General features: G+C 59.0%; 18 protein-coding genes. 14 read left to right on the forward strand and 4 right to left on the reverse strand.

From position 1 onward, the window contains the following. Window positions 1–8 precede the first annotated feature (8 nt). Window positions 9–1,799 carry a SulP family inorganic anion transporter gene (locus M5G20_RS25720; RefSeq protein ID WP_273921477.1) on the forward strand — a complete coding sequence of 597 codons (1,791 nt, stop codon included), beginning with the start codon at window positions 9–11 and terminating at the stop codon, window positions 1,797–1,799. 126 nt (window positions 1,800–1,925) lie between these two features. Beyond that, window positions 1,926–3,422 carry a xylulokinase gene (locus M5G20_RS25725; protein ID WP_273921478.1) on the forward strand — a complete coding sequence of 499 codons (1,497 nt, stop codon included), beginning with the start codon at window positions 1,926–1,928 and terminating at the stop codon, window positions 3,420–3,422. 33 nt (window positions 3,423–3,455) lie between these two features. Here the strand turns inward: M5G20_RS25725 and M5G20_RS25730 are convergent, their stop codons facing one another. Beyond that, window positions 3,456–4,379, reverse strand: coding sequence for a LysR family transcriptional regulator (locus M5G20_RS25730; RefSeq protein WP_273921479.1), 924 nt, complete (start codon window positions 4,377–4,379; stop codon window positions 3,456–3,458). A 290-nt stretch (window positions 4,380–4,669) separates the two neighbouring features. Between M5G20_RS25730 and M5G20_RS25735 the strand changes: the two genes are divergently transcribed. The 8 genes from M5G20_RS25735 to M5G20_RS25770 all read left to right on the forward strand — a co-directional run bounded on the left by M5G20_RS25735 (window position 4,670) and on the right by M5G20_RS25770 (window position 12,840). Then, complete coding sequence (locus M5G20_RS25735; RefSeq protein ID WP_273921480.1) at window positions 4,670–5,185, forward strand: flavin reductase family protein; 516 nt, start codon at window positions 4,670–4,672, stop codon at window positions 5,183–5,185. 197 nt (window positions 5,186–5,382) lie between these two features. Further along, the gene (locus M5G20_RS25740) at window positions 5,383–6,231 is read left to right on the forward strand and encodes an ABC transporter permease (RefSeq protein WP_273921481.1); all 849 of its coding nucleotides are present in this window, start codon (window positions 5,383–5,385) and stop codon (window positions 6,229–6,231) included. A 55-nt stretch (window positions 6,232–6,286) separates the two neighbouring features. Continuing rightward, window positions 6,287–7,237, forward strand: a complete 951-nt coding sequence (locus M5G20_RS25745; protein WP_273921482.1) for a sugar ABC transporter substrate-binding protein — start codon at window positions 6,287–6,289, stop codon at window positions 7,235–7,237. A 23-nt stretch (window positions 7,238–7,260) separates the two neighbouring features. Beyond that, window positions 7,261–8,760, forward strand: coding sequence for a sugar ABC transporter ATP-binding protein (locus M5G20_RS25750; protein WP_273921483.1), 1,500 nt, complete (start codon window positions 7,261–7,263; stop codon window positions 8,758–8,760). A 29-nt stretch (window positions 8,761–8,789) separates the two neighbouring features. Further along, window positions 8,790–9,587 (forward strand): SDR family NAD(P)-dependent oxidoreductase, encoded by a 798-nt coding sequence (locus M5G20_RS25755; protein ID WP_273921484.1) that lies wholly within the window; start codon window positions 8,790–8,792, stop codon window positions 9,585–9,587. 201 nt (window positions 9,588–9,788) lie between these two features. Next, on the forward strand, window positions 9,789–10,892 hold the full coding sequence (locus M5G20_RS25760; protein ID WP_273921485.1) for an LLM class flavin-dependent oxidoreductase: 1,104 nt from the start codon (window positions 9,789–9,791) through the stop codon (window positions 10,890–10,892). Between the two features lie 79 nt (window positions 10,893–10,971). Further along, window positions 10,972–11,856, forward strand: a complete 885-nt coding sequence (locus M5G20_RS25765; protein WP_273921486.1) for a transketolase — start codon at window positions 10,972–10,974, stop codon at window positions 11,854–11,856. A 3-nt stretch (window positions 11,857–11,859) separates the two neighbouring features. Next, window positions 11,860–12,840, forward strand: a complete 981-nt coding sequence (locus M5G20_RS25770; protein WP_273921487.1) for a transketolase family protein — start codon at window positions 11,860–11,862, stop codon at window positions 12,838–12,840. A gap of 326 nt (window positions 12,841–13,166) precedes the next feature. Here the strand turns inward: M5G20_RS25770 and M5G20_RS25775 are convergent, their stop codons facing one another. Then, window positions 13,167–14,072 carry an NAD-dependent epimerase/dehydratase family protein gene (locus M5G20_RS25775; RefSeq protein ID WP_273921488.1) on the reverse strand — a complete coding sequence of 302 codons (906 nt, stop codon included), beginning with the start codon at window positions 14,070–14,072 and terminating at the stop codon, window positions 13,167–13,169. Between the two features lie 144 nt (window positions 14,073–14,216). Here M5G20_RS25775 and M5G20_RS25780 point away from each other — a divergent pair, with 144 nt between their 5' ends. After that, entirely contained in the window at window positions 14,217–15,146 is a 930-nt protein-coding gene (locus tag M5G20_RS25780) for a LysR family transcriptional regulator (RefSeq protein ID WP_273921489.1), read from the forward strand. 104 nt (window positions 15,147–15,250) lie between these two features. Further along, complete coding sequence (locus M5G20_RS25785; RefSeq protein ID WP_273921490.1) at window positions 15,251–16,033, forward strand: SDR family NAD(P)-dependent oxidoreductase; 783 nt, start codon at window positions 15,251–15,253, stop codon at window positions 16,031–16,033. 79 nt (window positions 16,034–16,112) lie between these two features. Here M5G20_RS25785 and M5G20_RS25790 read toward each other — a convergent pair whose 3' ends face one another. Then, window positions 16,113–16,970 carry a type 1 glutamine amidotransferase domain-containing protein gene (locus tag M5G20_RS25790; protein ID WP_273921491.1) on the reverse strand — a complete coding sequence of 286 codons (858 nt, stop codon included), beginning with the start codon at window positions 16,968–16,970 and terminating at the stop codon, window positions 16,113–16,115. 125 nt (window positions 16,971–17,095) lie between these two features. Between M5G20_RS25790 and M5G20_RS25795 the strand changes: the two genes are divergently transcribed. Then, the gene (locus M5G20_RS25795; protein ID WP_273921492.1) at window positions 17,096–18,013 is read left to right on the forward strand and encodes a LysR family transcriptional regulator; all 918 of its coding nucleotides are present in this window, start codon (window positions 17,096–17,098) and stop codon (window positions 18,011–18,013) included. A 129-nt stretch (window positions 18,014–18,142) separates the two neighbouring features. Next, entirely contained in the window at window positions 18,143–19,045 is a 903-nt protein-coding gene (locus M5G20_RS25800; protein WP_273921493.1) for a LysR family transcriptional regulator, read from the forward strand. Window positions 19,046–19,059: 14 nt separating this feature from the next. On the opposite strand, the gene M5G20_RS25805 is transcribed toward M5G20_RS25800, so the two are convergent. Then, on the reverse strand, window positions 19,060–19,482 hold the full coding sequence (locus M5G20_RS25805; protein WP_273921494.1) for an SRPBCC family protein: 423 nt from the start codon (window positions 19,480–19,482) through the stop codon (window positions 19,060–19,062). Window positions 19,483–19,516 lie beyond the last annotated feature (34 nt).

The raw sequence follows: 19,516 nt of genomic DNA on the forward strand, positions 1-19,516 counted from the left end.
ACTGTCCTATGAGCCATTCGGATGCTTCGCCTTCCGACCCGGAACCGGGCCGGATCGCACGTAGGGACGCGGCGCGCGATCAGTCGGGCTGGAGTCGCTGGTTTCCCGGGCTGCGTACGCTGCGTGGTTATCACCTGTCATGGTTGCGCCACGACCTGGTCGCCGGCCTGGTGTTGACCACGATGCTGGTGCCCGTCGGCATCGCCTACGCTGTAGCCTCGGGGGTGCCGGGTATTTATGGCTTGTACGCGACCATCGTTCCGCTGCTGGCCTATGCGCTGTTCGGTCCCAGCCGGATTCTGGTGCTGGGTCCCGACTCGTCACTGGCGGCGGTTATCCTTGCCGTTGTCTTGCCGCTGTCCGGAGGTGATCCGCAACGCGCCATCGCGCTGGCGGCGGCGATGGCGCTCGTCTCGGGGGTGGTGTGCGTGCTGGCCGGCATTGCCCGTTTGGGGTTCGTGACCGAGCTTCTGTCCAAACCGATCCGCTACGGCTACATGAACGGGATCGCCCTGACGGTCCTTATCAGCCAGATACCCAAACTCTTCGGCTTCAAAATCGAATCCGAAGGCCCGTTGAGAAACCTGTGGGAGATCGCGACCGCGATCATGGACGGCAAAACCAACTGGATCACCTTTGCGGTCGGTGCTGCCACACTGGTGATTATCCTGCTGCTAAAAGGTCATAAACGCGTGCCGGGCATCTTGATTGCCGTGGTTGCCGCAACGGTCGCCGTGGCCGTACTGGACCTGGCGGCAAACGCCGGGGTATCGGTGCTCGGCTCTCTCCCACAAGGCCTGCCGGGTTTCGCCATCCCCTGGATCACCCGCGCCGATATCGTCCCCGTGCTGATCGGCGGGTTCGCCGTGGCGCTGGTTTCCTTCGCTGACACCAGCGTGCTGTCCCGCGTCTACGCGGCGCGGACCCGGACCTACGTCGACCCGAACCAGGAAATGGTTGGCCTGGGTGTCGCCAACCTCGCCGCCGGTTTATTCCAGGGGTTTGCCATCAGCAGCAGTTCATCGCGCACGCCCGTGGCCGAAGCCGCCGGCGCGAAAACCCAAATGACCGGTGTGGTCGGCGCGTTGGCCGTTGCGCTGTTGTTGGTGCTGGCTCCCGACCTGCTGCGCGACTTGCCCAACAGCGCCCTGGCTGCGGTGGTCATCGCATCGGCCATTGGCCTGATCGAAATCACTGACCTGCGACGCATCTATCGCATACAGCGCTGGGAGTTCTGGTTGTCGATCGTCTGCACTGTCGGCGTGGCGGTGTTTGGCGCAATCGAAGGTATTGGTCTGGCCATCCTGATCGCAGTCATTGAATTTCTGTGGGATGGCTGGCGTCCGTATTCCGCCGTGCTGGGGCAGGCGCAAGGGGTCAAGGGCTTTCACGATACCCAGCGCTATCCCGACGCGCGCCTGATTCCCGGTCTGGTGCTGTTTCGCTGGGATGCCTCCTTGTTTTTCGCCAACGCCGAACTGTTCCATGACCGGGTGATCGACGCCCTGGCGGCCTCGCCGACGCCGGTGCGCTGGCTGGTCATCGCCGCAGAACCGATCACCAGTGTCGATGTGACCTCGGCCGACATGCTCGCCGAACTGGACGAAACCCTGCGCGCAGCGGGCATCAAGTTGTGCGTGGCCGAAATGAAAGACCCGGTCAAGGACAAGCTCAAGCGGTTCGGGTTGTACACGTTGCTGGGGGAGGCGGCGTTTTTTCCAACGATCGACGATGCGGTCGACAGCTATCTGCAGAGTCATCCGGTGGACTTGACGGGGTGGGGGGACGTAGGGCGCTGAGGGGTAGCCAATCGCTCGGAAGCAAAGCAATAAAAAGGCACTGCCCCCGGTTGCGTGATGGCAGTATTCTCTGTCCATAACCCTCACCGTTTTGTGCGAGTAGTCCCTTTGAAGAGTCGTGCATTGATGATCGGGGTGGATATGGGCACCTCAAGTACCCGAGTCGTTGTGCTGGACGAAAACGGTCTCAGCCGGGGTGCAGCGAGTCGACCCACCCCTGGTTTGAATCCGTCCCGCCAAGTATTCGAACAAGACCCCGAGCAGATGTATCTGTCGGTCCTCCTGACCCTCAAGGATGTGCTGAGCCGGCACGATATCAATGTCTCGGAAATTGGCGGCGTTGCGATATGCGGACAAATGGCCGGGATCTCGCCCATCGGTAAAGGTTGGGAGGCGGTCGCGCCCTACGATTCCTGGCTGGATATGCGCTGTGCCAGCCAGGTTCCACGACTCAAAGCGTACGAGCAGCAGATCATCGAGCAAGCAGGTGGGCCGGCGGGTGCCAACCATGCAGCGAAATGGTTGTACTGGCACGAGCAACAACCGCAGATCTATCGCAGTATTTCCAAGATCATCATGCCGGCTGCCTACGTGGCAGGGCGCATGGCGCAGCTGCACAGCGACGATGCGTTCATGGATTACACCTACCTGGGTTTCAACAGCTTTGCCGATAGTCGCGCGGTGCGCTGGAACACCTCTCTGATCGACCAATTCAAGCTTGATGCCGATCGGCTGCCCAAGCTGGTTTCGCCGTCAGATCGGATTGGATCAGTCTCTGCCAGTGCCGCAAATTTTTGCGGATTACTCGCCGGCACGCCGATCTTTGCCGGATGCGGGGACATCGCCGCCACGATGCTTGGCACCGGGATTTTCAACCCCGGCAAACTGTTCGACATCTCCGGCACCGGGTCGGTGCTCGCCACCTTGCAGGATCACTATGCCGTCGACAGCCAACACAAGACGGTCACAACCTTCCGGCATTGCCTGCCTGAACTGTTTTACTCGGTGGCGTACGTGGGTGGCGCAGGCATCAGTTTCAACAAGTTTGCCCTCGAAGAAAGCGAATGCCGACGCCTGGAAATTCAGGCGCGTGCGCCGTTGTCCGAGCGCAACAAACTGTTGTTTTTGCCTCACATGGGCGGACGGCATGCGCCGTTCGATGCTTCGTTGGCCGGCGCCTTTGTCGGCCTCGACTGGACGCACGACCGCACCGACCAGTATCGAGCGATGATGGAAGCGATCGCCTATGAATATGCCTATTTCCTGCAGTGCATGAGGGATATGAAGGTCGAGATAGACGAAGGCGGCGTGTTGAGTTTGGGCGGTGGGGCCAACAGCCCGTTGTTCAATCAGATCAAAGCCGACGTGCTGGGAATGCCTTTCAGCCGATTGCCTGCCGCCGAATACGGTGTGCTGGGGGCGGCATTGTTGGTCGGGCAGGGGGCCGACATTTTCCCCGACCTGAAACAGACGGCCATCGATTGGCAAAGACCGGTCGAGGCGGTGACCTTTCCGGACGTGTCGAAACACCGGTTCTATGCGGGCATGCGCAATGCGTATGAGCGAATGTTGACCCGCCTCAAACCCGTGTTCGACGAGTTGCATTCGGTCCCGCTCGCCTGAATGCGATAGCGTTGGCCATGAATGCCGGCGCTACTATGGCGGCAGGGTGTACCGCGAAGGCATGTCGAGTTTTTTGAAGTATTGCACCGCAAAATCGACGAAGGTTTTGACACGCAAAGGCAGCTTCTTGCCGCCTTCGGTGAGCAGGTGAAACCCGGTGGTTGGGCATTGATAATCTTCCAGCAGCGGGATCAGCCGTTTGGCATCGATATCGTCCGCCACTTCCCAGGCTGATTTCCAAACGATCCCCAACCCTTGCAGCGCCCACTGACGCAAGGTGAAACCGTCATTGGCCAGTCGATTGCCCTTGACCTGTATCGTGGTCGACACGCCCTTGTTCATGAACTTCCACCGATCCAGGGTGAAATCTGCACGCAGTTGCACCAGACAGTTGTGTTGCAGCAGGTCTTCGGGGCAAAGCGGCGCACCGTGCTGCTCGATGTATTGCGCAGAACAGCACACCACTTGCCGGTCGACACCGAGGGAGCGGGCGATCAGTGAGCTGTCCGGGAGGTCACCGAAGCGGATCGCAATATCAGAACCGGATTCAACGAAGTCCAGTATCCGGTCAGTGAAAAACAGGCGGATGCGCACATGGGGGTTTTCGCTGGTAAAGCTGTCGACAAGCGGGCTGATCCACTGGCGCCCCAGGTCAGTCGGGCAGGTCACGCCGATGGTGCCCAGCAAATCGCTGTGGCCGTTTTTGATGATGTTGTCGAGGGCGTCGACTTCTTCGAGGATCTTCAAGGCGTTTTCAAACAGCAACTGCCCCTCGGCGGTGGGGCTCAAGCTGCGCGTGTTGCGCTTGAGCAGCCGTAAACCATAGAACTCTTCCATAGCCTTGAGCCGACCACTCATGGCAGCGGGTGACAAACCCATCTGCCGACCAGCCGTTGAGAGCGATCCCGTCTGCACCACAAGACGAAACAGTCGCATGTCCTGTAATCGATCGACCATGATGGTTTCGCCTCGTGGAAGTTGTTTTTTATTGTTTGCAAAGTATTCGCCAATTGTTCAGCAAAAACCATCTAATCAAAGAGGCTGGTAAATCATTTAATTGACGTCAAACCCCTTTGGAACAGGGGTTTGCGGGCGCCTGTGAAGATAATTCAAATGTGTTTGTTGTTTGATTCATCTTTCAGATTCAGTGAAGAGTCAATTTTCTAAAATCGAATAGAAAAGTTGGGGTGATTGTTAATAATGAAAGCCAGTGCCTGTGAGTCACATCAAACAAGAGGGTTTATGTCATGCGTGTTCAATATCAAGAGGCCGCCCCTTCGATAGACCTGGCGGGTCAGTTCAAATCGGCAATGGGCCGCTTTGCCTCTTCCATAACCCTGATCACCACAATGGACGATGATGGTCAGCCCCACGGCCTGGCGGCGACTGCTTTTTCCTCGGTGTCCATGGACCCTGCTTCGGCGCTGATTTGCGTCAACCGCACGGCCAGCGCCTCACCGATCATCAAACGTTCCGGGCTGTTCTGCGTGAACATGCTGCAAAGCCAGCACGAGCCGATCTGCAAGATCTTCAGTCAGCCCGACCTGCGCGAACGACGCTTTGTCGAGGGTGACTGGCGCACCGGCGTTCACGGCATTCGTTACTTGGCCGACGCCCAGGCAGCGATCTTTTGCGAAGTCGTACAAGAGATCGAGCACGGTACGCACACGGTCATCATCGGCAATGTCATCGATGTCATTACGCAGCCGTTGAACGAGCCACTGTTATATATGGGAGGGCGTTATCGGGAGTTGGGTTGTTAATCCGTAGTTATCGCGTGCTGCTCGATCTTATAACAATTACATAAGAAGTGGATGTGGGTATGAACAATCAGTTGTTGGCAAAAACAAGAGTGCCAGGGTCGATTCCAAAGTGGGTCGGCCTGGATACGAGTGTGGCCGGCCCTACCGTTGGGCTGTTGTTGCTATGTGCAGTATTGACCTTCTTTACCGATAGTTTTTTGACTTTGAGTAACTTGCTCAATGTGCTCGATCAGGTGACGGTGCTCGGCATCATGGCGCTGGGCATGACGCTGGTCATCCTCATCGGCGGCATCGACCTCTCCGTGGGGGCCGTGCTGGCGGTAGCGATCATGGTCATGAGCTGGCTCGAACAGGTGCTTGGTTTGCCGATGTGGGTGGCCATGCTTGGTGCCATCGCGGTCGGTGCAGCCTGTGGCTCGACCACGGCATTATTGGTGGTCAGGGCCGGCCTTCCATCCTTCATTGCGACCTTGGCAATGATGTCCATCGCCCGCGGCCTGGCCTACATGGTCACGGACGGTGCGCAGGTCAGTGGCTTTCCCGAATGGTTCAGTAACCTGTCGGTCATTCGCTACGGCGGCGTGCTGTCGCTGACCGTCAGCTGCTTCGCCGTGCTGGCGCTGGTGTTCTGGTTCGTCCTCAAATTCACCGTGCCCGGCCGTAGCCTGTACGCCATCGGCGGCAGCAGCAAAGTGGCCAAGCTCGCCGGTATCCGGGTCAAGGGCTACACCAGTGCGGTGTACATCATCTCCGGCATCTGCGCGGCCCTGGGCGGCATCATCATGACCTCCCGCCTGGACACCGCCGGCGCTGGCGCGGGTGTCGGATATGAGCTGGACGTGATCGCCGCGGTGGTGATTGGCGGTGGCAGCCTCAAGGGGGGCGCGGGGAGTGTGGTCGGCACGATCATCGGTGTGTTGATCATCGGCGTCTTGCGCAACGGCTTGAACCTGGCCGGCATCTCACCCTTCGTCCAGCAAGTGGTCATCGGCGCGGTGATCGCATTCGCGGTCATGCTCGATTTGCTCAAGCGCAAGACGGATTGATCCCGGGTGTTAATCGAAATCCGCCGCCTCCATAAACAATAAGAAGGATAAAGACATGAGCCTGTCCGCTTTTTCGCTACGTTTTTTCGGCTTGCCACTGCTGGGCTGCCTGATGTCGGCTGGCGCTTACGCGCAAAGCAAACCTGCGCAAGACATCACCGTAGGGATGTCGATCCCGAGCCTGCAATGGGTGTTCTACCTGATGGTCCGTGATGGTGTCATGGAGCAGGCCAAGACCCTCGGCGTCAAGAATGTACTGGTGGCCGATGCGCAGGCTGATCCGGCGCGTCAGGTCAGCCAGATTCAGGACATGTTGAGCAAAGGCATCGATGTTCTGCTGTACACCGCCACCGGTAGCGCTGCTTCGGCGGTACCGGTGCGCCTGGCGCGGCAGCAGGGTGTGCCGGTGATCTGCATCGACAACTTCCCGAAAAACGTCGAGTGCGACGCCTACATTTCCACCGACAACCTGGCCGCCGCCGGCGAGCTGGCCCGGCAAATGATCCAGTTGACGGGCGGCAAGGCTGAAATCGGCCTGTTGCAAGGCACCCTCGGCGACTCCACCGAAGTGGCCCGGGCCAAGGGCCTGGACGCGGTGCTCGCCGAGGCGCCGGCCATGAAGATCGTTGACCGCAAACCGACGGACTGGCTGCAGGACAATGGCTTCAAGGTCGCCCAGGACATGCTGCAAAAGAACCCGAAGATCAACGTGTTCATAGGTCGCTCCGATGCGCCGGCACTCGGCGCGGCGCAGGCAGTCAAGGTGGCGAACATCGGTCACAAGGTCTGGGTATTCGGCTATGACGGTTTGCCCTCCGCCCTCGAAGCGATTCGCGACGGCAAACTGGACATGACCATCACGCAGCAAGCCGTGGAAATGGGCCGAAGCGCATTGCGCACCGCCGTCGATCTGCAGCAAGGCAAAGAGGTGACCAGGACTCAGTTGTTGCCAGCCTTCGTCACCACCCGCGAGAACGTCGCCACCTTCCTTGAGAAGCATCCTTGAGATCGGTAAAGGGAGGGCAAGTCATGAATGCGATCAGTACCGCTCAGGAGCCGCTGTTCCGGGCGAGCAACATCGGAAAGTCGTTCAACTCGGTCAGGGTGCTGGAGGATATCAGCCTGGATATCGGCTATGGAGAAGTGGTCGCGTTGCTCGGTGAGAACGGTGCAGGCAAGTCGACTTTTTCCTCCATCGTCGCCGGTTCGCTGACCCCGTCCAAAGGCACGATGTTCCTCGCCGGCGAACCCTACGCACCAACCGGGCCGGGGGCCGCCATGGCCCTGGGGATTAACATGATCCATCAGGAAATCCACCTGCTGCCTGACTTGAGTGTGTCGGAGAACGTGTTCCTCGGTCATCTGCCGACTCGCGACGGCATCATTGATCGCAAGAAAATGTTCCTCGAAACGGAGAAACAACTACGGCGCCTGGGGCTGGATATCTCGCCGGATACCCCGGTGCGGCAACTGAAAATCGCCGCCCAGCAACTGGTGGAAATCGCCCGGGCCCTGACCCTCAATTCACGGCTGTTGATTCTCGACGAACCGACAGCGGCCCTGGGCAAGGACGAAACTGATCTGTTGTTCAAGCAGATAGAGGAACTGAAGAAAGAGGGTGTGTCCTTCATCTACATCAGTCACCGCATGGACGAGATCGCGCGGATTGCCGACAAGGTTGTGGTCATGCGCGATGGCCACTTGATCGCGCGTCACGACAGCGGGAAGACCGATGTCAGTGTGCTGGTGTCGCAGATGGTCGGGCGTCCGATCGACCGGCTGTTTCCGGAATTACCGGTGCCACAGGACACGGTGGTCCTGAGCGTTGAGCATCTGTCGGACAAGGCGGGGCGCTTTCACGATGTGTCATTTTCGGTGAAGGCCGGGGAGATTTTCGGGATTGCCGGCATCGTTGGCGCCGGTCGTACCGAACTGGTGCAGGCGATAGCGGGGCTGAGTGCGCTGAGTCAGGGCAAGGTCGTGATGAGTGATCGGCCGCTGCCGGGCAACAACGTGCTGGCGGCGATCCATGCCGGTGTCGTGTTGATCCCCGAGGACCGCAAGTCCGAGGGTGTCGTGCTGACCCAGACGATTGCCGAGAACCTCGCCTACTGCAATCTGGACAGCCTCAGCTCTTGCGGTGTCATGGCCAACCGCAGGGTGGCAGCGTTTGCCCGCGAGCGCATTGCGACGCTGGGGATCAAGGGCGTGGCTGGGCAGATGCTCGACAAGTTGTCCGGCGGCAACCAGCAGAAAGTGGTGATCGCCAAATGGATCGCGCGCAATCCCAAAGTCATCATTCTTGATGAGCCGACTCGAGGCATCGACATGGGCGCACGCGCGGCCATTTACGAATTGATCATCGATCTGTCGAAAACCGGGGTGTCGGTGATTGTTGTCAGTTCCGATCTGGAGGAAGTGATCGGTCTTTCCCATCGGGTAATGGTCATGGCGCGAGGCTGCTCCCAAGGCATTCTGCATCGGCCGCAGATCGCCCCCGACAGCATCATGACCCTGGCCACCGCGTGATGACGGGCACTCATCGAGGAGGTTCAAACATGTCTGACCCGTACCAGACCCAGCCGTATCGGCCCATTGCCGAGCTGCTGGATTTGCGCGGCAAAACCGCCGTCGTCACTGGTGGCAGCAGCGGCATCGGTTTCGCCATCAGTCGGCGGCTGGCCGAAGCGGGGGCCAATGTGCTGATCGGCAGCCTTGCGCCGCAGTGCAGTGGTGAACTGGTCGAAGCCGGTTATGCCGTGGCCTTCCAAGCCACCGACGTCAGCCGTCCGAACGACATTCAGAGGCTGGCGGACACCGCGGTCGAGCAGTTCGGTGGCCTGGATATCTGGATCAACAACGCCGGTATCTACCCGCTCAAGGCAATTGATGAGGTCGATGCGGATTTCTGGGACGGGCTCCACGGGATTAACACGCGCGCGGTGTTCCTGGGAGCGCAGGCGGCACAGCGGCAGATGCGTCGACTGAACAGCGCCGGGGCGATCGTCAATCTGTCATCGATCTGCGGCCACCGGCCCATGGCCAATCACTGCACTTACGATGCTTCCAAGGGTGCGGTACTGGCCATGACCCGAAGCCTGGCGAAGGACTTGAGCGCCTTCAATATTCGGGTCAATTCGATATCGCCCGGCCTGACCGCAACGCCGGGCAACCTGGAGCCGGAACTGCTTGAGCAGCATCGGCAGAACAACGTGCTGGGCAACATCGCCCTCGGTCGGGCGGCGGAGCCCTGGGAGATCGCCGATGCAGTGCTGTTCCTGGTTTCGCCGCTGTCGTCCTATGTGACAGGCATCGATTTGCTGGTGGACGGCGGGTGGTTGCTGCACGGAAGTTGAACCCCAGACAAGACGTACGAAGGTGAATTGCACGCGCTGAACAACGCGTCACTCGCTACGGATATTTAACCCATTCCATGATCGTTGCGACTTGCAGCGCGGGCATTGGCACGCCTGCGAAACGAGCGCCGGTCATGAAAACGGTGTGTCGCGAAAAACCATTCCCGGCGCACCGGTCATTGAAAACAGCAGGAGAACGACATGAAACTCGCCATGTTCATGCAGCCACTTCACCACAAGGGCTGGGACTATCACGAGATGTACGATCAGGATATCGCTTGTGCCGTCCATGCCGACAGCGTCGGTTTTGATGAGCTCTGGGTCGGTGAACATACGTCACAGCGCACCGAGCCAATTACCAACGCGCTGCAATTTCTTTCCACCCTGATTCCGCTGACCCAGCGCATGAAACTGTGCACCGGTGTGCTGAACCTTCCGCACCATTTCCCGGCGCGTATCGCCGCCGATGCGGCGATGTTCGACCACATGTCCAAGGGGCGCTTCATTATGGGCATCGGCCCGGGTGGGCTGGCTTCGGACTTCGAGGTGTACGGCAGCAACGGCAAGGACCGTGGGCAGATGATGGTGGAGTGCTACGAGATGATCCGGGCAATCTGGCACTCGGGCGCGCCGTATGATTTTTCTTCGCCACACTATCAGGTGAGCCTCAAGGATGCGGTGCATCACGAACTGGAAATCGGCTACATGCCGACGCCATTCCAGAAACCATTTCCACGGGTCGCCACCACGGCCATGAGCCCGTTCTCCGGCACCGCAAAACTCGCGGGCGCCAAGGATTGGGACCTGATGTCCGCCAACTTCAACCCGACGGCCACCGTGGCGTCCCATTGGCAGGCTTACTGCCAGGGCGCGGAAAGTGCCGGAATCAAGGCCGACGCCAACAACTGGCGCGTGGCCCGCTCGGTGTTCGTTGCCGACTCGCAGGCCCAGGCTGAAGACTATCTGGCACAGGAGAGCTGCACGTTGCGGCGCTACTTCGACTACATGATCGATAACCTGGCCACCAACCATTACACCAAGATCTTCAAGACTCGTCCCGACATGACCGACGAGGAAGTGACGGTCGATCACTGCATCAAGGAAATGGTGATTTACGGCGACGTGAATTCCGTCACCGAGCAACTGGTTGCGTTCAGTGAGCAGACCGGGCCGTTCGGCACCTTGATGACCACATTCCACGAGTGGGACGACGAAGCGCTGTGGCGGCGCTCGATGCAACTGACCGCGCAGCAGGTCATGCCGCGCCTCAACGACTATATGACCCCACGACTGAAAGCGCAGTAATCGCCCGATTGCGTTGGGCTTGTGTGCGGCCACATCGCGGATGTGGCCGAAACTTTGGTAATGCGCCTGGACACGACATATGACTGATTTGACAGACTTGCGCGAAAGCGCGGATCGCGCGTTTGAACTGACTGAAAAGGAGTTGGCTCGGCTGCGGGAAAAAGCCCAGTTCATTCGCCTGGAAACCATCCGGTTGATCGAGATCGCCAAGGTCGGCCACTACACTTCGGTGTTTTCGGCCGCCGAATTGTTTGCCGCGTTGTACTACGACGTGATGGACCTGCGATTCGCCGAGCCAAAATGGCCCGACCGCGACCGTTTCATGATGGGCAAGGGCCATGCGGCCGTCGGATTGTTTCCGGTGCTGGTGGAGTGGGGCTTCTTCGCCAGGGAAATCCTCGACAACTACACGCGCCTCGGTAATCCGCTGGGCGACCATCCGGACATGCGCAAGGTCCCTGGCGTGGATTTCTCCTCCGGCTCCATCGGGCACGCATTGTCCGGAGGCCTGGGCATGGCCCTGGCCGGGCGGATGCTCGGCAAGTCGTTCACCACTTACGTGATGCTCGGCGACGGTGAGATGCAGGAAGGCCAGGTCTGGGAGGCGGCATTGGGTGCGGCTCACCATAAAGTCCAGAACCTGGTGGCAATCATCGACCGCAATGGCTATCAGCTCGACGGTAACGTCGACGATGTCATCGGCATCGAGCCGCTGGCGGACAAGTGGATTGCGTTCGGTTGGGAAACCCACGTGGTGGATGGCCATGATCTGGCCGCCGTCACCAGTCTTTTGCGTCGCCTCAAGGCCGACACGACCCGCACGCAGCCGGTGTGCATCATCGCCAATACCGTCAAGGGCAAGGGCGTTTCCTATATGGAAACCGAGCCGGGCTGGCACTTGGGCTATCTCGATCCCGAAGATGCGCAACGTGCTATCGACGAAATCAAAAGCAAGGTGATTTAACCCATGAATACTGCACCTCTGTCGAACAACTCCTGGCAGTACCGGGAACTGAACAGCCAGACACCGAGCTTGAATGCCTTGTCGGACGCCTTGATCGAACTGGTCGAGCGAGGCGAGCCGATCGTTGCCGGCACCGCCGACCTGCAGTACTCCAACGGCCTGTCGAAATTCGCTGCATTGCATCCCGAGCGCTTCGTGCAGTTCGGTATTTCCGAACAGAACATGGTATCTGCCGCGGCTGGTATGGCGGCGGTGGGCATGAAACCGTTCGTGGCGACTTTCGCTTCTTTTCTGCCATTGTTGTGCTGCGAGCAAATCCGTATGGACGTGGCGTACTCGGCGTTGCCAGTGCGTTTGATCGGCCACCACGCCGGGATCTCCCTGGGCTTCTACGGCACCTCGCACCACGCCACGGAAGACCTGGCGATCATGCGTTCGATTGCCGATATCACGGTGGTCGCACCGGCCGATGGCAATCAGCTCAAGGCGGCGATTCTTGCGTCAGCCAACTACCCGCAACCGATCTACTTCCGCATCCAGCGCGGGCGTGATCCGGTGGTGTATGAAACCGTGCCTGACTTTGTCTTCGGCAAGGCAACCGTGCACCTGACCGGTGATGAACTGACCATCATCGCCACCGGTTCCACGGTTCACCCGGCACTCGAAGCGGCCCGCGCCTTGAATGCCGCCGGGCGCTCGGTGGGCGTGATCGACATGACCACCATCAAACCACTGGACCGCGAAGCAGTACTGACCGCCGCGCGCAACAGCCGGGCCATTCTGACCGTGGAGGAACACAACATCATCGGCGGACTGGGCGGCGCCGTGTGCGAAGTCATCGCGGAAGAGGGCATCGGCGTCAAAGTACGCCGTCACGGCATCTATGACGAATACAGCCTGATTGCGCCGCCGACGCACCTCTATCGTCATTACCGACTGGACGCGGCGGGTATCGAAAGCGTGGCGCTGGAGGTGTTGGGTTAAGCCCGATGCAGGAGCAATCTTGCTCGCGATAGCGCGGTGTCAGACGCTGATGATGTTGGTCATGCACAGGCTATCGCCAGCAGGCTGGCTCCCACAGGTTTAGCTATTCGGCAACGCAACGACGGTTTCCCCTTTTTGGCTTACTAAGCCTGGCGTGCGATGAGGGCTTTCATTGACGAGAGCTCTGGTCGCACGTTTTTTTATTGGCTGTTTTCTTACAGTCTCTGGGAAAGAAGTCAGCGCGACGTACCGCCCCCAACCATGGCGAGGGGCGGTATTTTAGGTGGGCGTTGCTGCAGCGCGCGTCTCACGCCACAGAACGAATATCACCACTGCACGCCGCTGTTTTCGATCCACTCCAGAATCGACTCCCGCTTGGGCTTCCACCCCAGCAACACCCGGGCATTCACTGCGCGAACACGGCTGTTGGAACCGATGGCGAAGCGCGCCCAATCACCCAGCAGTGCAATCGCCTCATCCGCCGGCCAGCTACGAATCTCTCCACCAAAACCCAGTGACTTGCTGATGGAAGTGGCGATTTCGATGAATGATGCTTCGCCGTTTTCAGCAAAGAACAGTGACGCTGAAGGCGCCTTTTCGATGGCCAGGCGATACAGTTCAGCCAGGTCTTCGATGTGCACGTTGGACCAGCGATGCACGCCGGCACCCATGTACGCACCGGCGCCATACTTGCGCGATTGGGCGAATAGCTTCGGTAGTTGATCGCTTTTCGACGGTACACCCAAAGTCTCGCCGTAAATCATGGTCGGGCAGAACACGATGCTGCGGATGCCCTGTTCGACGCCCGCGCGGCGCACGATTTGATTGATTTCGACCCGGTCCTTGCGGATGTCCATCGGCGTGAACGGTGTCTCATCGGTGAAGATGTCAGCGCGCTCGTAAGCACCGCGAGCGTCATCACCGACTACGCTCGAACCCGACGTGTGCAACAGCACTTTCCCGCTGCCGCTCAACGCCTTGATGAACGTTTCCACCGAGGCCAAGTGGTCCGAGTTCGCGGCGTTGACCACTGCGTCGGCCCAGCGCGCCTGTTCGGTGAGAATGTAAGCGTCATCCAGGGTGCCGAGTACCGGGTTGATGCCCAGGGTCTGCAGGGCACTGCGCTGTTCCGGGTTACGCACCAGGCCACTGACTTCATGGCCTGCATCTACCAGGTATTTGGCCACGGAGCCGCCGATGTATCCGGTCACGCCGGTAACGAAAATCTTCAATGTCTTGTCCTCGTATTCTTGTGTGATTCCTGACCTTCACCGGAGCAAAGAACAGGTATTCCAGGTTCTGGAACGCTTCACCATACGATCAGCGCTGCATATGAGCTAGACTGCCTGAACGACAAGTATCTGTGAATTCAGTTCATGCTAAATATCAAAGATGTCAACCGCTCCGGAGAGATGGAAGTCTTTACCCGAGTGGTCAATGCCGGGACCTTTTCTGAAGCCGCACGACAGCTCGACATGTCGCCTTCGGCCGTCAGCAAATTGATTGCGCGCCTGGAGACGCGCCTGGGTGCACGCCTGCTGCATCGTTCGACCCGACGCCTGGAACTCACCGCCGAAGGCGAGCGATTCAACAGCGAATGCCTGCGCATACTCGAAATGATCGACTCCGCCGAACGGGATATCGGCAACGTCACCAAACCCAGCGGGCTGATACAGGTCAATGCCAATCTGCCGTTTGGTCTGCATTGCCTGTTACCGCTGCTGCCTGATTTTTTCGCGGCCTATCCGGACATCACTCTCAACGTGGAGCTCACGGACACGGTCGTCGATCTGCTGGAGCGCCGCGCCGACATCGCGATCCGTACCGGCCCACTGAAGGAGTCGAGCCTGGTACAACGACGCCTGGGTGAGAGCCGTATGATCACCGTGGCTTCCCCGGCTTACATCGCGCGATGCGGTGCGCCGAAAAACCTCGACGAACTGCATCGGCACAACCGCCTCAGCTTCGGTTTTCACCGGCATTCCCAGGCCTGGGTGTTCCGCGGCACCGACGGCGAACGCATCGAGCTCGAGCCCAAGGGGAATGTCCTGCTCAGCGACGGCGAGAGCATGCGTCGCTCGGCACTGGCAGGCCTGGGGATCGCCCGACTGGCGAACTTCCATATTCGCGACGATCTCGAGTCGGGCCGCCTGATGCCGGTTTTGCAGGATCACGACAGCGGAGAAACCGAAGCGATTCATGCCGTGTTCATCGGTCCGGGCCAGCAGTTGCCCCATCGCGTGCGTGTGTTTATCGACTTCCTGCTGGACAAACTCGGGCCGCAACTCGTGTCTGACCGTCCTTGATGCGCTTTAAGTCATTTGCGAAATCAGTCTTCAGCAATCCTTGAAAATCTTCGGTCAAAGTGTGGGGCATGATTGCGCGCACAATGACAAAAGAAGGTGCACTCATGGATTACCAACTGACTGGAAAGACCGCGCTGATCACTGGCGGCGCCACAGGCATCGGCAAGGCCATTGCCCAACGCTTCATCCTTGAGGGCGCCCGCGTCGTGATCAGCGGACTGCAGGCGGAGGAGGTCAGCACGGCCCTTCAGGAACTGGGTGATCGTAGCCGCGGCATGGTTGCCGACTTGACCGAAGACGGCGCCGCAGAGCGCCTGGTGGCCCTGGCCCTTGAGACGGGACCAATCGATTTTCTGATCAATAATGTCGGCATATTCGAGGTCCGGGATTTTTTCGAAACCGATGACGCCCAGTGGTTTCATTACTTCAACGTCAATGTCATGAGTGGTGTGCGCATGACCCGCCTGGTGATGAGGGCCATGCTTGATCGCGGAGAGGGTTCAATTGTGTTTATCAGCAGTGAGTCCGCAGTCAAGCCGCAGCCGTGGATGGTTCACTACGGCGCGATGAAAACTTGTCTGCTGGGCGTTTCCAGGGCGTTGGCGGAATTGACCAAAGGCACTGCGGTGCGCGTCAATTCGATACTGCCGGGGCCGACCTACACCGAGGCGGTGAAGCGTTACCACCGGGAAATCGCCGAAGAAAAAGGCATCTCGACGCAGCAAGTGGTACACGATTATTTTGACGAGACCGAACCGACTTCACTGATCCGACGCATGATCGAGCCAGAGGAAGTGGCCTGCAGTGTCTTGCATCTGGCCGCATCACCGGCACTCAATGGCATGGCGATGCGGGTGGAAGGCGGGACCATACGGTCGATATTGTGAGCTGAGTTTCAAAGGCGAGCGCCGGCTTCCTTGCCAGCGCTTCGTCATGGGTGGGGCTGGTGATGGGTGACTGGTTCCATCAGCCCTTTGGCTGGCTCTGAGTCCCGAGCCGCTCAAGAATCACCTTACCCACATCCAGCGCTGAAGCCGGGTTTTGCCCGGTCACCAGTTCGCGGTCGACGACGACATGAGCGGTCCATGGGGAGGTGTTGCTGCTGTACATGCCTCCGGCGATTTCAAGGGCCGTTTGTGGATAGAACTTCATTGCTCCTCCGTTCAATAGCCCCTTGGCCAGCTCCTCTTCCTGATTGCTGATGACGGTGAATTTGTAGCCGGCGTAAGTCCAGCCTGGTGTCGTGGCTTTGCTGCCGGTTTCGAGCTTGCGGGTGAAGGCCGTTGGGTCGGCCAGGGTCGACAGCAGGGCGATCGGGCCATGGCAGACGAGGGCGGTGGTCTTGTTGTTTGCATGGAAGTTGTTCAGCAGTTTGCCCAGCTCGGCGCTGTGCAGCAGATCCTGCATCGGAGCGTGGCCGCCGGGTACGTAGACCGCATCGAAATGCTCGTAACCAATCTGCTCGACCCGCGACAGGCTGATGACCGGCGACTCACCCACCGAGGTGATTTTGAGCTTTTCCAGCAGCGCCCGGTGTTCCTGCAGTGCGGTGTTGTCATTGTTGAAATACATCTTGTCGTTGGAAGATTTGTCCAGCGTTGGCGCCTTGCCCGTCGGCGTTGCGAAGGTCACTGAATGCCCGGCATCGAGCAGTAGTTTCACCGGTTGCATCAATTCGTTCAGGTAGAAACCGGTCGCAAAGACTTTATTGTCCTTGAGGTCGAGGTGGTCTGAGTCGGACAGCACGATCAGGACGTTGCTGGCCTGGGCGTTGAAAGCTGCGGTGCAGATGGTCATTGCAAGGGCGAGTCGAATGGGGCGCATGGGATTTCCGGACAATGGAGGGAATGTTCGATCAGCAGTCGCCTGACCGTTGATGTCACTATATTCATGCCTCCATGGGCGATAAACTTGCTCCAAGGTAAAGCACTTGTTCTTTGGGGGTAAAGGTGAGTCGTCGATTCGATTATCTTGCGGACGTGGAAGTCTTCGTCACCGTCGTGGAGAAAGGTTCCTTGAGCGCTGGGGCCGTCGTTCTGGCGACCACCCCGTCCGTGGTCAGCCGGGCGATTACGCGCCTGGAAACTCGCCTTGGCGTTCAGTTGCTAAGGCGTACGACGCGCCGTCTGAGCCTGACCGAGGCGGGACTGCTTTACCTCGAACAATCCCGAACGGCGTTCTCGCTGATCGATGATGCCGAGCGGGCGATCCGTGGCCAGGAAGGCGAATTGACCGGTCGTGTACGACTCAGCGTGCCGACGACTTACGGGCATTACCGGCTGCCGGCGTTGCTCTGCCGCTTCAATCTGCAGTACCCGCAGGTCCGCATCGAATTGAGCATCATCAATCGAAATGTCGACCTGGTGGCCGAGGGGTATGACCTGGCCATTCGCCTGGGGCAACTTCCTGACAGCGGCCTGATTGGACGCAAACTCGAGGATGCGGCGTTGCGCGTGGTCGCGGCGCCGGATTACCTGCGGCATGCCGGTACACCGCGCAGTGTCGACGAACTGCAAGCTCATGCCTGTCTGCCCTTTGTGATGCCCAGCAGCGGCCGTATCGGACCTTGGCTGTTCCGGGAGCAGGGAATCGATCGGGAGTGGATACCCGAGGCGAGTGTTCAAGTGTCTGACGACGTCTTGGGCACCGTGTCGTTGGCCGAGCACGGCATGGGTATTTGCCAGACCTACGACTTCATAGTTCGGGATCGGATTGAAAGCGGACGCCTGGTGCCGCTGCTCGAACAGTCGGGCAGGCGGTCCCGACCGTTTTCGGTCATCTTCCCGCCTCATCGCCAGCTATCGGCGGCGTCCCGGGCGCTGATTGACTTCCTGATCCGCGAGGTAGCGGATCAGCCCGACGCGTGACACCGGGAGAATATTGCTCGAACAATGTGAATTTTATTCAAAAGACAAATGAACGTTGTCCCCTTATTCCTTTGAATTCTGGTGAGGCGCTTGTGATATTTTTTCACGAGTCATTCAGAGGAGCAGGACGTGGATAACAGAGCGGGTGAAATGTCGGTGTTTGTGCGGGTGGTGGATGCCGGCAGTTTTTCGCAAGCCGCACGCCAGATGCTGATGACGCCTTCAACCGTCAGCAAACTGATTGTTCGCCTGGAACTTCGACTGGGTGTGCGCCTGCTGGAACGCTCGACCCGCAAGCTGTCATTGACGGACGAAGGGCGCGTTTACTATGAGCGCAGTCATGCTCTGTTGGCGGAACTCGATGACGTCGAACGGGTACTGGCCCAAGGCGCGAAGAAAGCCCGTGGAACCGTGCGCATCAACGCGTCGGTAGCGTTTGGTACCTTGGCAATCGAGCCCAATCTGCCGGCGTTCTGGGAGGCTCATCCGAATATTCAGATCAACCTGTCTCTGTGCGATGACATCGTCGACATGTACCTGGATCGAACCGACATTGCCTTCCGCGTCGGCGTGTTGAATGACTCGACACTGCGTGCGAGGAAGATCGGGATCGCCCGGCGCAAGATCGTTGCTGCGCCTGGATACCTGGAGAAGTATGGGGTTCCCCAAACCCTGGAAGACCTCTGCGAACATAACTGCTTGAGCTTCAATTTCCGTCGCTCCACTCCGGTCTGGCCCATGCACCAGAGTGGTCGTATCGTTGACCGGATCGTCCAGGGCAACCTGCAAGCCAACAATGGCGAGACGGTTCGGCGCCTGGTCATTGCCGGTGTCGGGATTGCCAGGCTGGCGGACTTTCACATTGATGAAGACCTGGCTGCGGGGCGCCTGGTCGAGGTGCTTGCGCACAGCGGTCATGATTGCGAGGAAGTCCATGCGCTGTATCAGGGTGGGCAGCATGTGCCCCAGCGTATCCGGACGTTCCTCGACTTCATGGTTCCGCGTCTGCAAGCCTTCATGAATCGCGGCTGAACCTGCTGCGTGGTTCAGTCGGCGGATTCAACGATGACCTTGAGGCTCTCCAGGCCTGTGCGATAGAGGTTCTCCAAACGCTCGATGACCTGCGCTTCATCAGCGCCCTGATCCACCAGGAAAGTACTTGACCAGGATGCAAGCGTGCCGCCTTTGCCATCGGATTGCGCGGACATTCTTCCGACGTAATCAAGGACCGGCGAGGGGCCTTCGAGCAAGGCATAGCTGTAGTGCTTTTCATCTTCGTCAAACGTGATCAATCGCTCGACAATGGTCGCACCGTCGGAGGTTTTCAGGTGACGCAGGCGTCCCCCTTCACTCAGGGTGCTGCTGGCGATTACATCGAGCCAGCGGGGTAACGAGTCAAAACCGCCGAGCAGCGACCAGACCTGATCGAGGGGACGATTGATAGCAATCCAGATGTGGACTTCGCTCATGTTTACACCTCTTTTGGGGGGAGTTGTTCATTTG

Origin of the sequence: Pseudomonas sp. TNT2022 ID1044 (assembly GCF_028656895.1) — a bacterium.
In the GTDB taxonomy this organism is placed as follows: domain Bacteria; phylum Pseudomonadota; class Gammaproteobacteria; order Pseudomonadales; family Pseudomonadaceae; genus Aquipseudomonas; species Aquipseudomonas reinekei.